Consider the following 14,528-nt stretch of genomic DNA (forward strand, 5'->3'; position numbering starts at 1 on the left):
CGATCCGCGCAGCCCGAAGCCCCCGCCTCGGTGGCCCTCGAATCCGTCTCAGTGGAGCTTGAGTTCGACCCGCCGGCCGTCGGGATCGCGGACGTAGGCGGCCCAGTCGCGGCCGTACGCCCCGTAGCGCTCGTGCGGCTCCCCGTCCTCGACCTCGACGCCGGCCTCGCGGAGGTCCGAGAGCAGCCTTTCGATCTCCTCCTCGGTCTCCATCTCGCTCGACCGCAGGAGCAGACAGACGTGCTCGCCGGCGACGTCGATCGACGCCTCGTCCGTCGGCACGAGGTGGAGGTGCCGACCGCCGGCGACCACGGCGACGTACGGCACCTCGCCGTTCTCGTAGCGCTCGCGGTCGCGGACCTCCATCCCGAGCAGGTCGCGGTAGAACGAGAGCGCGCGGTCGATATCCGTCACGCGGATCGTGACGTGGTCGAGGTCGACGACGTCGATGTCGGGGCTCATGTCGCGCGATTCGGCTCCGCGAGATATAACGGTAGTCGATTCGGGTCGACTCACACCGCGTCTTCGAGCAGCTCCTTCGTCCTCCGGTGCCGATAGCGGAACATCGGCTCGAAGCCGACGCGGGCGAACGGGCCCAGCGCCGCGCCGACGTCGCCGCCGGGGAGTTCGTACTCGACGGTGTCGTCGACGATCGTCCCGTCGCCGTCGGCGGCGAACTCGTGGGTGTGAACCCACCGCCGGAAGGGTCCACCGACCATGTCGTCCCTGAAGACCGCCCGTTCCGCGTTCCGCTCGCGCTCGACGATGCGCGACACCCAGCTTTGCTTCGGTCCGACGCCGAACGGTCGAAGCGACATCTCGACCCGCGAGCCGACGTCGAGCACGTCGGGGTTCTCCTCGCCGTCGGCACCGCGAACCCGCTCGACCGAAAGCCCCATCCAGCCGGGCGTCAGCGCCTCCAGTCCCGTGATCCGCGAGTGAAAGTCCCAGACCGATTCGAGCGGCGCTGCGACGCGCGTCCGACGGTGGTACGTGGGCATACCGGTCGGTAGGGGCGTCGAACGCAAAAGACCACGGACTCGCCCTCCTGGCTACGTCTGCGAACGGCGACGGATCGGGACCGCCGTCAGAGCGTGAACCGCTCGACCGTGGTCCCGGCGACGGTCAGGTCCTCGCCCGTGGCCGCGACGACGACGATCTGGTTCTCGCCGTGACCGATGTCGAGCATCGTCTCGAACCGTCCGTCTTCCGGTTCGAGGAACGCCGTCTCGGCCGGCGTCCGCACGGCGACGACCGCGCCGTCGGTCTCGCCGGAGACTTCCAGCCTGTCGCCCTCGAACCGGGTGTCGACGCGCACCGACGGTCCCGCCGGTCGGTCGGTGTCGAGGTACCGCTCGCGGACGAACGCCGGCGTCTCGACCGGTTCGCCGGCGTCGACGCCGTGCGCGAGGCGGACGAACTGCGCCATGCTCCACGCGAGCGGCGTCGCCGCCCCGGTCCCCTCGCCGAACTCCCAGTTGAACTCGGTCTCGTGTTCGCGATCCCACACCTGCTCCGCGAGCATCCGACCGCTGTTGGCGAACCCCTCCATCGTCCGCAGGAGGTTCTCCGGCGCGAGCGGCCCCTCCTCGGTGCCAGCGAGGAGCTCGTACTCGCCGCGCTCGCCCGTGAAGATGGGCCACAGCCGACCCCGCCCCTTCGCTTCGATGGACCACGGCGCGCCCTCCTCGTCGAGGTCGCGCTCCCCGTAGCCGTCGCCGTTGTATCGGTACCACGCGGGGCCGTGCGGCGTGTCGACGCGGATCGTCTCGTCGGCCTCGGCGACCGAGTTCCTGATCGCTTCGTCGTCCCACGGTTTGATCCCGAGGCGCACGAGTTCGAGGAAGCCCCCGTCGATGATCTCGCGCTCGTCGAGCGTCGGGCCGTTGTTGGCGAGCGTCCGCAGGTGGCCGGCCTCGGGGTCGCCGTCCCGCGTGACCCGGACGTAGTACGGCGTGCGAGTGTGGAGGTCGGTACCCGTCTCCGTCGCGGTCCACGCCTCGACGTTCGCCGCCCAGTCGTCCGCGAGCGCGAGCCAGACGAGCGCGTCCGCCTCGTGGCCCTCGTCGAGGGCGATGGCGGCCGCGCAGACCAACCCCGCGACCTCCGCCGCGATGGACGAGGGCGAGTACCCCGCCTCTTCTTCCCACCGTTCCTGCGCGGTCGGCGGGCCGTTGCGCGAGACGTAGTCCGCGGAGCGCTTCACGTTCTCGTAGCCGTACGGTACCTCCTCGAAGTCGACGCCGCGCTCCCGGAGGGAGTAGGCCATCACCTGCGGGAAGGAGATGTTGTCCATCTGCTCGCCGCCCCAGCGCGTCCGGCCGTTGAGGTAGGTGTTCTGCGGGATGAACCCACGCTCGTCCTGTTGGTACTCGTAGATGTAGGCGAGCGCGTCCGTCGCCGTCTTCAGGTCGCCGACCGCCTCGAACACCGTGAACACCTGGTAGAGGTCGCGCGCCCAGACGAAGTTGTAGCCGTACCCCTTCGACTCCTCGGCCGCGACCGCCTCGCCCCACGGCACCGAGGGGCTGGCGATCCCCGCCCCGAGGAACGTCTTGTCCTCGACGGCCCGCAACCCCATCAGCGACGCCTTGTACTGGTTTTCGAGCGCCGGATCGCTCCGCACGCTCTCGGGTAGCGGCTTGTCCAAGAGGAAGTCCGCCCAGGAGTCGACGTACGCCTCGCGGACGGTCTCGTAGCCACGCGTGAGCGCCCCGACCGCCTCGCCGAGCGCCGCCGCCGTGTCCGCCTGCTCGGCGAAGCCGAGCGCGAGCGTCTCGTCGAGCGTCGAACCGGTCCCGATTCGGCCGACGAGCACGACGTTCTCGTTGTCGATCCGCTCCCACGACTCGGGTAACTCCCCGTCGGTGAACAGCCCGCTCAGGTGCTCCGAGCCGGCGACGCCCACGGTCGCCCACTCGAACCTGTTCGCGGCGGTGAGCGCGACGGCGACGCTGTACTCCTCGCCGTTTTCGTCGATGAGGAGCGGTTCGCTCGCCCGTCCGGTGTCGTACGCGCTGGAATCGCGAGCGACGAGGTGGTAGCCGCCGGAGCGCCCGAGCCTGAGCCCTCGGTCCTCGGTTCCGGTGTTCGTCAGCGCGGCGTCGGCGATCGCGTACACCTCGTACTCCTTTCCGTCCTCCGCGTCGAATCGCATCTCGGAGAGGAGCGCGTCGTGCGTCGGGTCGGTCGCGTACTCGACGGTGAGCGTCCAGCGGTGACCGCGACCGTCGCCCCCCTCGGAGATCGTGTGCCGGAACGCGAGCGCGTCGTCCTCGACGATCTCCGCCCGGCGTTCGACGGTGTCGGCCGCGTCGTCGATCCGCGTCTCGTTGTGGGTCCGCGCCGTGTACGTCGACTCGGGGTCCGCGTCGACGACGAGGAAATCGAGCGTCCGGAGGTTCATCAGGTCGACGCGCGGGAACCTGACCTCGGTCAGCGCGCCCTCCGTGAGCGTGAACCACACCCGCGAGGGATCGGGGTCGCCGTGGTCGGCGACGGTGCCGACGCCGTACTTCTCGCCGGTCGTCCACCGCGGCCGGTCGCCGGGTCCGGACGGGGCCGGCTTCGCCGCCGGAAGCGCGTCGCGCTCGCGCAGGAAGGCGGTCGTGTGCAGCCTGAGCGCGTGCGACCAGCCGAGCGGCGTCGCGCTGTCCGGCGTCCCGTCGTCGAACACCTGCTCTGTCAGGTAGCCCGCCTCGGTGCAGAGCGGTCCGCCGGGTTCGAGAAGCTCGTACAGGTCGGCCGCCCGATCGAGGAACGTCTCGCCGTCCCGGCCGTACCCTTCGAGGAGATCCCCGAGTTTGGCGGCGGCGCTCGCGCCCCACGCGGTCGAGACCGACCAGATCTTCTCCCCGTCCTGTTCGGCGCTGCGCCACCGGTCGGCCTCGAATCGGACGAGTCCGGCGACGGCCCCCTCCGCGGGGTCGCGGTACAGCCCGTCGAGGGTGGCCGACACGTGCGAGTCGAGGCGGTCGAGATCCGTCTCGCTCAGGTCCTCGATCGCCTCGTACTCCTCGAACGCGGAGACGAGCGCGAGCGTGCTCGAATCGAGTCGGGGGTCCGGTTCCCCCCGATCGAGCCGCAGGGCGTAGTGTCCGCTCGACTCGTCCCAGAGCGCGTCCAGTCCGTCGTGAACCTCGCGGGCGCGTCGGGCGGCGCGCTCGCGGAGGTCGTCGCCGAGCGGCGCGCGGGCGACGGCGGCGTACGCTCCGAGGAACGTCGCCGCCGTGTGGGTAAAGCGCCCGCTCATGTTCTCCCAGGCGTTCTGACAGCGTATCGGCAGTCCGTCGTCGCCCAGCGTGGCGTCCAGTCCGTCGACGGCGTCTCGGACGGTTCCGCGGATCTCCCCCGCCACGTCGTGCGGCAGTTCGGTCCCGCGCCGACGGAGCAGGGTCGCGAGGAACGCGGCCACGCTCGCGGTCTGGTCGGCCTGGTACTCGTCGCCCTCCGCACCCTCCACGCGGCCGTGCGCCCACCCGGGCGCGACGGTGCCGTCGACGGCCCACACGCGGTGGGGCCACGTGCCGTCGGGGCGCTGCGTTTCGCAGTAAAAGCGGGCGCTCGTCTCCAGCCGCTCGCCGAGACCGAGATCGAGGAGGTCGTCGACGTCGAGCAGGTACTTCGATATCTCGGCGTCGTCGCGGAACCACGCGTAGCCGTAGCCGCCCGAGTGCGCGTAGAACGGGTCGAACTCGGGCGCGGCGATCCGAGCGCCCGTCGGCGCGGTCAGAAGCGAGAGCACCCGGAGGTCTTCCCGAACGACGTTCGACCGGGGGGCGTTCTCCGGAACCGTCACCTCGGCCCGCGCGCGGCCGGCCTCGCGGAGATCCTCCGCGGTGGCGTGGTGCGTCGCGCAGTGGCGGAGGTCGGCGAGCGCCTCCTCGCGGGTCATCTCCGCGTGGTTCGAAAGCTGCGTGACGAGCGTCGTCCGCGCTGCCCGGCCCTCCCGTTCGAGCGGTGCGCTCACCACGATGTCGCCGCTGAGGTGCGTGTCCTCGTAGCTTTCGAGGACCGCCTCGCGGGGGAACTCGAACCCCTCGTCGGAGAGGATCTCGTCGAAGCGCTCGGGAATCTGCCCGCGCACGTCGTCGAGACCGGTCGACGCGGTGACGTAATCGTGTTCCGTCCGGTGGAACACCTCGACTGCCTTCGTCCCGTCCGGGCCGGCTCCCTCGTGGATGAGGCGACCGACGCGCGTTTCCCTCCCCTCCGGGGCGAGCGTGACGAAGGCGGTCAGGTGTGCGTCGGCCGGGATCGCCCCGCGGAGCTCGACGTGCGTGAGGTGGGCGCGCCCGAGCGTCAGGTCGTACTGGTGGACGGTGAACGCGCCGGCGTCGTACTCCGTCTCGACGACGTTCGTCTCGCGGTAGTAGTGCTGGCGCACCGGGTGTAGCTCGTCGAACCAGTAGGTCCGCTCTGGCGTCTCGATGCCGAAACGGGAGCGATCGATGCCGTACAGCCCCGACAACGCCGAGGAGTAATCGCGCAGAAAGCCGCCTGGATCGACGTAGACGAGCCGGTCGCCGTGGCCCGAGAATGCGCCCGCCGCGGTGGGACACTCCTCCGGGAAGTGTTCGCCGCGGTTTCGCTTGTAGTCGTTCAGGGCGGTTCGGAGTCGCATGGAGTGAAAGCCGTCGCCGACGGCATAAGTATTGCCGGAATCCGCAAGATGCGGATCGATCACCGAAACCGACGACTCGACCCCCGTCGACGGAGTATATCCGGTTTCCCTCCGAATTAATAAAAAATCGTTTACGACGATTTCTTCCGGACGAACCGGACCGTTCGGCGGCACAATAATTCACCGAGGGACAAAAACAAAGTATCGGAGCGCGCAGAGGGAGGTATGCACCACCCCGGTCCGCCGAGGTTCGTCGCGGTGGGCGACGCCGTCGAACTCGCCCCGCGCGATCCCGACCCAGACGCGACGTACAGCTGGCGAATCAAGAGCGCGCCGGTGACGAGCACGGCCTCGCTCGGCACCGACGCCGTCGAACACTTCGTCCCGGACGAGCCGGGTCGGTACGCGGTCGAACTCGACGCGCCGGACGGGATCCATCGGCTCACCGTCCGCGCGTTCCCCGGCGACCTCCGGCCCGCCGACGTCGCGGGCGGCGCGAGCGGAACGAGCGGGCTCGCGAGCGGCTCGGCCGCCCGCCCCCTGCGGAGCGGCGGCGTGAGCGGTTCCGGGAGCGGCGCGCGCGGCGAGGGCGGCGGGGGCGGCGGCCGGCCGCGAATCCAGCTCCGCGGCGAGCGCGAGGGCGACGAGATCGTCGTCCGCGCGGACCCCCGACCCAACCCGAAGAGCGACCGACCCCGCGAGGACCTCGACGTGGAGTTCGTCCTCGACGACCGCGACGGCCTCTCCCCCAGCGACGTGAACGCGGACGGCCGGGAGCTTCGCGTCCCCGTCGCGGCGCTGCCGGATCGCGCGCGCGTCCACGCCGTCGCTGTCGGCGAGTCGTACAGCGTCCCCGACGCCGTGTCGATCGAGCGCGACGGGGCGGCCGTCGAGGTCGTTCGGCTCAACGACCCGCCGGAGTGGTCGAAGGGGGTCACGCTCTACGAGATCTACGTCCGCGGGTTCGCCTCCGACGACGCGGAGTCCGCGAACGCGTTCGAGGCGTTCGAAAAGCGCCTCGACTACCTCGCAGACCTCGGCGTCGACTGCCTCTGGCTGACGCCGGTGCTACAGAACGACGACGCCCCCCACGGGTACAACATCACGGACTTCTTCTCGATCGCGGCGGACCTCGGCACCGAGGAGGACTACGCGGCGTTCGTCGACGCCGCCCACGAGCGCGGGATGAAGGTGCTCTTCGACCTCGTGCTCAACCACTCGGCGCGCCAGCACCCCTTCTTCGAGGACGCTTACCGCGACCCCGACTCCGAGTACTACGACTGGTACGAGTGGCAGGAGAACGGGGAGCCGGGGACGTACTTCGACTGGGAGAAGATCGCGAACTTCGACTTCGACAACCTCCGGGTCCGCCGCCACCTGCTCGACGCGATCGACAAGTGGTCGGCGTACGTCGACGGCTTCCGCTGCGACATGGCGTGGGCCGTCCCGGCGCCGTTCTGGCGCGAACTCCGCGACCGCGTGAAAGCCCGCGACCGCGACTTCCTGCTCCTCGACGAGACCATTCCGTACATCGCGGACTTCCACGACGGGATGTTCGACATGCATTTCGACACGACGCTGTACTTCACGCTCCGGCAGGTCGGTAACGGTCACGAACCGGCCGACGCGATCATCGACGCGGTCGAACAGCGCACGGCGGTCGGCTTCCCCGACCACGCGTCGTTCATGCTCTACCAGGAGAACCACGACGAGACGCGCTACCTCGTCGAGTGCGGCGAGGCGGCGGCGTTCGCCGCCGCGGGTGCGCTCTTCACCCTCCCCGGCGTCCCGATGCTGTACGCCGGACAGGAGCTGGGCCAGCTCGGTCGACGCGACGCGCTCGCGTGGGAACACGCCAACGACGACCTGCGCCGGCACTACGAGGCGCTCGTCGAGGCGCGAAACGCCACCCCGGCGCTCGGGTTCGGGGGCGAATTCCGACGCGTGGACTACGAGAGCGATTCGGATCGCGTCGTCGCGTTCGAGCGGCGGGTCGCGGACGACGCGGCGGCGGGCGACGGGACCGCGGACGGCGCGCGGGACGACGGCTCGGCGTCCGTCGGAGCGTCGGCCGAGGCGTACGTCGTCGCGCTGAACTTCGGCACCGAACCCGCGGCCGTCTCCGTCGGCCCCGAGGTCGACTCGACGGACCTCGTGAGCGACGAGTCGGTCGCCGACGACGGGACGCTGGTCGTCGAGGACGTGGCGGTGCTACCTGTTCGCCGATGACCGCCGAACGGGGGCGCTGCCGGCTGCTCGACGGTCCGACCGCGGACCTCCTCGCGTGGCACGACGAGGTGTTCGCGCGCCACGACGACGAGTTCGAGGCCGCGAAGGAACTCGTCACGCGCCTCGGGGCGCGCTGCGTCGACGGCCGCGCGCGCGTCGGATTCTGGACGCCCGAACTGCTCGACGCGGAGGTCACGCCCGAGAACGTCCGCCTCGAAGTCCTGACCCCCGCGGAGGAGGTCGACCTCGCGGACGACGTTTTCGCGACCGAGTCGGGGGACGGCCCGTCGGACGCGACGCTTTCCTTCCGCCGCGAGTTCGTTCCGCTTCGTCGACGTGGCGAGTATCACTGGGGCGTGATCGAGGGAATGCGTCCGGGGACTCGCGACCGACTCGGATCGCTGTACCAGCTCGTTTACGAGAGCGACGGCGAGCGACGGGCGATCGTCGATCCGCTCGCCGCCTCCGTCCCGTTCGGCGCGTTCGCGCCGGCCGAGTTCTACGACGTCGATCGGCTGGATCGCGACCGCCCCGACCGCGAGTACTTCGAGGCGCTCGGCACCGACGAGGAGCGCGTTTCGACCACCGGCGACGGTGGAATCCCGCGGATCGACCCCGCCGTAAGCGTGCTCGAAATCCACCCCGGGACGGCGACACCCTCCGGGACGCTCGCGGGCCTGACGCGCCGGTACGAGGAGATCGGACGGAAGCTGCGGGCGGACGAGGCGTTGACGCCCGCAGAGCGCAACTTCGCCGGGTACGACGGGATCCAGGTGATGCCGGTCGAACCGATCACCGAACGCGAGGATCACCCGGGACACTGGTGCCCGGTGGACGCAGCGTCCGACGCCGCCGAAATCGAGGTCGCCGTCTCCCGCCCCGACGCGATAAACTGGGGGTACGACATCGTGATCTCCGCCTTCTCGGCGACGAATCCGGCGATCCTCGAGACGGGACGGCCGGACGAACTCGTCGACTTCATCGCGGCGTGTCACTCCCTTCCGGAGCCGATCAAGGTCGTTTTCGACATTGCGCTGGGTCACGCCGACGACGGCGCGCTCGAACTGCTCGCCGACCAGTTCTTCGAGGGGCCGGGGATGTACGGCCAGCATCTGAACTACCGTCACCCGACCGTGTGGGCGATCCTCCTGGAGATGCAGCGCCGGAAGATGGACTTCGGCGCGGACGGGATCCGCGTCGACGGCGCGCAGGACTTCACGTACTGGGACGAAGAGCGGGAGGAGAACGTCCACGACGACGCGTTCCTCGCCGAGATGGACGCGGTGGTGCAGACGGTCGGCGGCCGGACGTACCGCCCGTGGATGATCTACGAGGACGGCCGGCCGTGGCCGCGCGGGGACTGGGAACTCGCCTCGACGTACCGGTCGCTCATCGAGCAGCACCCCCACTCGTTCCAGTGGTCGCCGATCACGTTCGCGCACAACACGCCCGCCCTGCTCACGTTCTGGGCGACGAAGTGGTGGCGCGTCCGCGAGATCGCGGACTTCGGCGGTCACTGGCTGACCGGCGTCGCGAACCACGACACGATCCGACGGGGGACGCAGATCGACGCGACGGCCGAGTTCAACCAGTCGCCCGTCAACCCCTACCTCGGCGAGACGCTTCCGGACGCGCTCGACGAGGCGTACGACAACGCCGCCGCGGACGCGCTGTTCTACTGCGCCATGCCGGGCGTGCCGATGGACTTCGTCCACGCGAACATGCGCGCTCCCTGGGGGTTCGTCCGCGACACGGACGCGATCTGGAACGTGAAGGTCGTCTCCGAGGAGTCGAACTTCGTCGACTGGCAGATCCGCCCCGCGGACTTCGACGACCCGACCCACTTCCGTCGGCTGAAGAACTCGGGCTTTCGCGATCGCGACGATCTCCGGTCGTTCGTGCGCGCGCTCGCCGCGGCGGTGGACGCGACGGACTACGACCTCGACGCGATGGCCGCGATGCTCTCGGCGTTCGACTCGCCGCTCGGCTCCGACCTCGACGCGTCGGATCTGGAGGCGTTCGCCGACGCCTGGATGGCCGACGTCCACGACTTCGCCAACCTCGGTCACTGGACCGACGAACAGGACGACGAGCGGACCGCCTTCTCCCTCGCGGCGCGACGATTCCGACACGACCGGCCGTGGCTCCGCGACGACCTCGATGGCCGCGACTTCCTCACCTACCGCCACCCGGCGAACGGCACCGTCCTGTACTACGGCTTCCGCGAATCTCCCGCGGGCGACGAGCACGTACTCTTCGCGGCCAACATGGAGGGGGTTCCCGTCGCCGTGACGCCGGCGTCGCTCGATGCTCCCGATCTCCCTGCGGACGGCTGGACGGTGGCGCTCGCGTCTCCCGGCATCGACGACGGTTCCTCGGCGCGCGTGCTCGACAACGGCGAGGCGGTCGTCTGGACGCGCGAACCGTGACCCCTCCGGCCGTCGTCTCGCCCCGTCGACCGCGGCGAACGCGGTCGTGAGCGCGCGCTCGCCGCAAATCTCCCGAAAGAGAGCGGCAGCTGACACCTCAATCGGACATCCGTCACCCCTCCTCAGAGACGCTTCGATCGTGCTTCGCGGACCGACGCGCCGTCGCGAACTTTGTCTTCGCAGGCGGGGCACACGCGAACGTCGGTGTAGCCGTCCGGCGCGAACACCCGGACGTACCTCTCCGTCACGAACGCCCCGCAGTTCTGACATTCCGGCATGCTAACCGTATCGTGGCTGTCATGGGACCTATATTTTTGGGCCGGCGACGATTTTCGGCGCGCTCGGCCCGCCGCTCGCGTCCGATTTCGTCCCCGACGTGGTTCACTCTGAGAGCGCGTCGAGGAGCGTCACGGCCGGCCCTTTCGCCAGCGGTTCGTTCGCGTTTCCGCAGTGCGGCGACTGGACGCAGGCCGGACAGCCGTCGGCGCACTCGCAGTCGTCGATGAGCCGCGCCGTCCGCGCCAAGAGCGTCTCCACGATCTCGTAGCCGCCGCGGGCGAGGCCGACGCCGCCGGGGTAGCCGTCGTAGATGAAGATCGTGCTCCGGCCGGTGTGGGGGTGCACCGGCGTCGAGAGGCCGCCGACGTCGGCGCGGTCGCAGAGCAACGACAACGGGAAGAGCGAGATCATCCCGTGCTCGGCGGCGTGGATGCCCCCGTCGAACCGCCGGTCGTTCGGTGTCGCTCCCTCCCTTCCGCCTGCCTCCTCGCGCATCGTCGCCTCCACGTCCGGCGGGACCGCGAAGTACAGCGCCTTCGTCCGCAACGTCGTCTCCGGGAGATCGAGCGTCTCGCGGCCGATCGCCTCGCCGCGCCGCGGATCGCGGCGCTCGAATCCGGTCACACGCGTCGTGACGGTCACGTCGGCGAAGCGGACGGCGGCGTCCGGTCGCGCGCGCAGCGGCTTCTCGTCGAGGTCCGCCTCGACGGCGATCTCCTTGTCGCTCAACATTCGCGTGTAGTAGTCGGCCCACGTGGGCTGGAGTTCGGCCACGTCGCGGTCGAGATCCAGCTCGACGACCTCGTAGGACTGGCCCTGATGGTGGTAGATCGCGCCGGGGTGCGCGTCCCGGAGACCGTCGGCGAACGAGAGGGAGGCGATCACGTCGCTCGATCGGCGGTCGAGCAGGTCGATCTCTCGGTCGCCGATCGTCCGCAGGCTCATCCCGTGCTGGGGGCTCCCCCCGCCGTCGTAGGTCCATCGGACGCCCTTCGCGGTGTCCCGTCGTGCCAGTCGCCCCTCGGCTTCGAGCGCCGCGACGATCCCCGGAAAACGATCGCCGAAGTGTCGCTCGTCGTCGGTCGACAGCCAGTTCTCGTTCGCCGCCGAAGCGACGTGATCGGGGAGCAGGTGATCGTTTTCGGGGTCCGAGACGGCGCGCTCGGCGTCGCCGCGGAAGAGGTCCTCGGGGTTCCCCATCAGGTACTGGTCGAGTTGATCCTCGCCGCCGACGAGGACGACGAGCGCCGGGTCGTCGCCCCGTCCCGCCCGCCCGGCGCGCTGGAAGGTCGACATGCGCGTCCCGGGGTAGCCGTCGAGGATCACCGCGTCGAGGCCGCCCACGTCGACGCCGAGTTCGAGCGCGCTCGTGCTCCAGACGCCGCGAACGTCGCCCGACCGAAGCCCCGCTTCGATCTCGCGCCGCCGGTCGTGTCCCAGGGCGGCCTGGTACGCCCGAATCCGTCCGGCGAGGTCGCGGTCGCCGCGCTCGCGCAGGTCGTTCGCGCTCTCCGTCGCGTACCGCTCCGCGGTCTGTCTGGCGCGGGTGAACGCGAGCGTCCGGTGCCCGCGCGCGACGAGGTCGACGAAGAGGCGCTCGGACTCGACGTGGCTCGACCTGCGACGGCCGCTTCCGGCTCGCCCCTCCGTCCGGTACTCCGGCGGGTTCCACATGAGCCAGTGGCGCGGCCCGGCCCCGCTCGCGTCCGCGTCGACGAGCGCGAACGACGACGCCGGCCGACCCGTGATCCGGGCGGCGTGCTCGACCGGGTTGCCGATCGTCGCCGAGCAGCAGACGAACTGCGGGTCCGATCCGAACCGCTCGCACGCGCGAGCGAGCCGTCGGAGCGTCAGCGCGACGTGGCTTCCGAACACGCCCCGGTAGTCGTGCACCTCGTCGATCACGACCGTCTCGAGGCCGGAAAAGAACCACTCCCAGAGCCGGCGGGCGTACGGCAACAGCGCGTAGTGGAGCATGTCCGGGTTCGAGAGCACGACCGTCGGTCGGCGGTCGCGCACCTCCCGTTTCTCGCGCTTCGACAACCGGCCGGTGTACTGCGCGACGGAGACGCGGCTGCCGAAGCCGAGCGCGCGAGCCAGCCCCGAGAGCGCCTCCTCCTGATCGGCGATGAGGGCGTTCTGCGGCGCGAGGTACAGCGTCCGGCCCCCGTGATCCATCGCGCGCTCGAAGGCGGGGACGGTGTACGCGAGGCTCTTGCCGCTCGCCGTCGGCGTCGCGAGCACGACGTTCCGCCCGTCGCGGACGGCGCGAACCGCGTCCGACTGGTGGCGGTAGAGCCGCTCGACCCCCCGATCGGCCAGCGCGCTCGCCAGCCGCGGTTCGAGGTCGAGGTCGGCGAATTCGGGGTCGCGCCCCGGCGTCCGCCGGTGGTCGCGGATCTGCCCCTCGTAGTAGGGACGATCCCGAAGCCACCCGATGAGGTCGTCCACGTCCGCACTCCGGTCCGACCGCGCCTAACGATTGTGGTCGGCGGGGGCCGCTTCGTTCGCGCTCGTCTTCGTCGACCCGGCGGCGGACGCCGTCCGCACCGGTCGGGAGGCGGCGCGGGAACTGTGCGACCGCGCCGGGATGCCCGTCCTCGTGGGGGACGTCGTGGGCGACAACTACGAATCGCCGGCCGACGCGGTTCGAACCGCGACCGGCGTCGATCGAAACCCCGATCCGTACCACGGCGTCCACTCGCTGACCCCCGATGCGAGGGAGCCTGCCGACCGCCTTTTGGAGAAAGCCACCAGCTGGCAGCGAATGACGTAGATATCTTCTCCGATCGTAAAAACGTAAATCTATATTAGAAATATCAATTCACACTAAGACAGAATAAATAAGTCGGAGACGAACGTTGTTTCGGGTGGAGTCCCATGTCCGAGCAGAAGCCCCACGCATCCGGTGGCGTCGAACCGGGAGATACGACAAAGCGCGTCGGGATGGAGATCATCCGCGAGCGCGGCGGCGATCCCGAGGCGATCCGCGAGAAGCTGATCGACGCGATCGCGGCCGAGTTCTCGACGTACTACTACTACACGAACCTGCGAATGCACCTCGCGGGGAACGAAGACTACAAAGAGATCACGGAGGACGCCCGGCTCGAAGACCGCGCACACTTCGAGCTCGTCGCCCCGCGCGTCTACGAACTCGACGGCAAGATCCCCGTCGACATCGGCGAGTTCATGTACCGCGCGTCCTGCCCGCACGCCGAACTGCCGGAAGATCCCACGGCGGAGAACATCCTCGAAGTGCTGCTCGAAGCCGAGCGCTGTGCGATCCGCACCTGGTCGGCGGTCGTCGACATGACCCGCGACTGCGACCCGCGGACGTTCGACATGGCCCAGCGCATCCTCCAGGAGGAGATCGACCACGAGGCCTGGTTCGTCGAACTCCTGTCGATGGAGCGCGACGGCGAGGTCAACCCCGCCGGCCACTTCGTCCGCGGCGAACCCGGCGACGCGCCGCTGTCCACCAACAACCGCTTCAACGAGAGCGCCTGACCGACCTCGGTCGTTTTTCGATCTCGGTCGTTTTTTCGCCCTGATCGTTTTTTCGGCCGCGGTCGCGGCGCTTATGTCCCCGCCGTCCCACGGTTCGCACGTGTCCCACACCGTCGAAATCGTCGTTCCCGAGGACGCGGATCTCGACGAAGCCGGCGAGACGATCGAGATCGAGGTGTCGCCCGACGAGTTCGTCCTCGCCGCCGCGCGGGGCGAGGAAATCTGGCTCCCGGCCGACTGCCAACAGGGGTGGTGTACGACGTGCGCCGCCCGTCTCCTGCGGGGGGGCGTCGATCAGTCGGCGGCGAAACGGTACTACGAGGCGGACGAGGAGGAGAACCTGATCCTCACCTGCACCGCCAAACCGCGTTCCGACCTCCGGATCGAGGTCGGAAAACACGAAGAGATGCTCGACCACAGGGCCGAACACGACAAGCCGCCGGGCCGCGCGAAACGATAAA

Annotated in this window: 10 protein-coding genes; 5 read left to right on the forward strand and 5 right to left on the reverse strand. The window is 69.7% G+C overall.

Going from position 1 to position 14,528, the window contains the following annotated elements; genetic code table 11:
- Positions 1-48 precede the first annotated feature (48 nt).
- From C3L37_RS16040 to C3L37_RS16050, 3 genes are all read right to left on the reverse strand, one after another.
- Positions 49-462: a VOC family protein gene (locus C3L37_RS16040; protein WP_129115612.1), complete on the reverse strand. Its 414-nt coding sequence runs from the start codon at positions 460-462 to the stop codon at positions 49-51.
- 50 nt (positions 463-512) lie between these two features.
- Complete coding sequence (locus tag C3L37_RS16045; RefSeq protein ID WP_129115613.1) at positions 513-1,001, reverse strand: SRPBCC family protein; 489 nt, start codon at positions 999-1,001, stop codon at positions 513-515.
- 86 nt (positions 1,002-1,087) lie between these two features.
- Positions 1,088-5,623 carry a glycoside hydrolase family 15 protein gene (locus C3L37_RS16050; protein WP_129115614.1) on the reverse strand — a complete coding sequence of 1,512 codons (4,536 nt, stop codon included), beginning with the start codon at positions 5,621-5,623 and terminating at the stop codon, positions 1,088-1,090.
- A gap of 225 nt (positions 5,624-5,848) precedes the next feature.
- Here C3L37_RS16050 and malA point away from each other — a divergent pair, with 225 nt between their 5' ends.
- Both malA and gghA read left to right on the forward strand, forming a co-directional pair.
- Positions 5,849-7,852, forward strand: a complete 2,004-nt coding sequence (malA, locus tag C3L37_RS16055; protein ID WP_129115615.1) for an alpha-amylase MalA — start codon at positions 5,849-5,851, stop codon at positions 7,850-7,852.
- Positions 7,849-10,281: a glucosylglycerol hydrolase gene (gene gghA, locus C3L37_RS16060; protein ID WP_129115616.1), complete on the forward strand. Its 2,433-nt coding sequence runs from the start codon at positions 7,849-7,851 to the stop codon at positions 10,279-10,281. The genes malA and gghA overlap by 4 nt, the downstream gene beginning before the upstream one ends.
- 122 nt (positions 10,282-10,403) lie before the next feature.
- Here gghA and C3L37_RS24435 read toward each other — a convergent pair whose 3' ends face one another.
- Together C3L37_RS24435 and C3L37_RS16065 are read right to left on the reverse strand one after the other, a co-directional pair.
- A complete protein-coding gene (locus C3L37_RS24435) occupies positions 10,404-10,559 on the reverse strand; it encodes a DUF7563 family protein (protein ID WP_164974775.1) in 156 nt (51 codons plus the stop codon).
- Positions 10,560-10,662: 103 nt separating this feature from the next.
- Positions 10,663-13,011: a DEAD/DEAH box helicase gene (locus C3L37_RS16065; RefSeq protein ID WP_129115617.1), complete on the reverse strand. Its 2,349-nt coding sequence runs from the start codon at positions 13,009-13,011 to the stop codon at positions 10,663-10,665.
- A 31-nt stretch (positions 13,012-13,042) separates the two neighbouring features.
- Between C3L37_RS16065 and C3L37_RS16070 the strand changes: the two genes are divergently transcribed.
- The 3 genes from C3L37_RS16070 (at position 13,043) to C3L37_RS16080 (ending at position 14,527) form a co-directional block, all read left to right on the forward strand.
- On the forward strand, positions 13,043-13,336 hold the full coding sequence (locus C3L37_RS16070) for a hypothetical protein (protein WP_228546287.1): 294 nt from the start codon (positions 13,043-13,045) through the stop codon (positions 13,334-13,336).
- 104 nt (positions 13,337-13,440) lie between these two features.
- The gene (dps, locus tag C3L37_RS16075; RefSeq protein ID WP_129115618.1) at positions 13,441-14,067 is read left to right on the forward strand and encodes a DNA protection during starvation protein; all 627 of its coding nucleotides are present in this window, start codon (positions 13,441-13,443) and stop codon (positions 14,065-14,067) included.
- Between the two features lie 100 nt (positions 14,068-14,167).
- Positions 14,168-14,527 carry a 2Fe-2S iron-sulfur cluster-binding protein gene (locus C3L37_RS16080; protein WP_228546288.1) on the forward strand — a complete coding sequence of 120 codons (360 nt, stop codon included), beginning with the start codon at positions 14,168-14,170 and terminating at the stop codon, positions 14,525-14,527.
- Position 14,528 lies beyond the last annotated feature (1 nt).

It is taken from the genome of Halegenticoccus tardaugens, assembly GCF_004116405.1.
In the GTDB taxonomy this organism is placed as follows: Archaea; Halobacteriota; Halobacteria; order Halobacteriales; family Haloferacaceae; genus Halegenticoccus; species Halegenticoccus tardaugens.

Excerpts from the sequence above, each read along its gene's own strand:
- C3L37_RS16040 (WP_129115612.1), bottom strand. The coding sequence starts at position 462 with ATGAGCCCCGACATCGACGTCGTCGACCTCGACCACGTCACGATCCGC.
- C3L37_RS16045 (WP_129115613.1), bottom strand. The coding sequence starts at position 1,001 with ATGCCCACGTACCACCGTCGGACGCGCGTCGCAGCGCCGCTCGAATCG.
- C3L37_RS16050 (WP_129115614.1), bottom strand. The coding sequence starts at position 5,623 with ATGCGACTCCGAACCGCCCTGAACGACTACAAGCGAAACCGCGGCGAA.
- malA (WP_129115615.1), top strand. The coding sequence starts at position 5,849 with ATGCACCACCCCGGTCCGCCGAGGTTCGTCGCGGTGGGCGACGCCGTC.
- gghA (WP_129115616.1), top strand. The coding sequence starts at position 7,849 with ATGACCGCCGAACGGGGGCGCTGCCGGCTGCTCGACGGTCCGACCGCG.
- C3L37_RS24435 (WP_164974775.1), bottom strand. The coding sequence starts at position 10,559 with ATGCCGGAATGTCAGAACTGCGGGGCGTTCGTGACGGAGAGGTACGTC.
- dps (WP_129115618.1), top strand. The coding sequence starts at position 13,441 with ATGTCCGAGCAGAAGCCCCACGCATCCGGTGGCGTCGAACCGGGAGAT.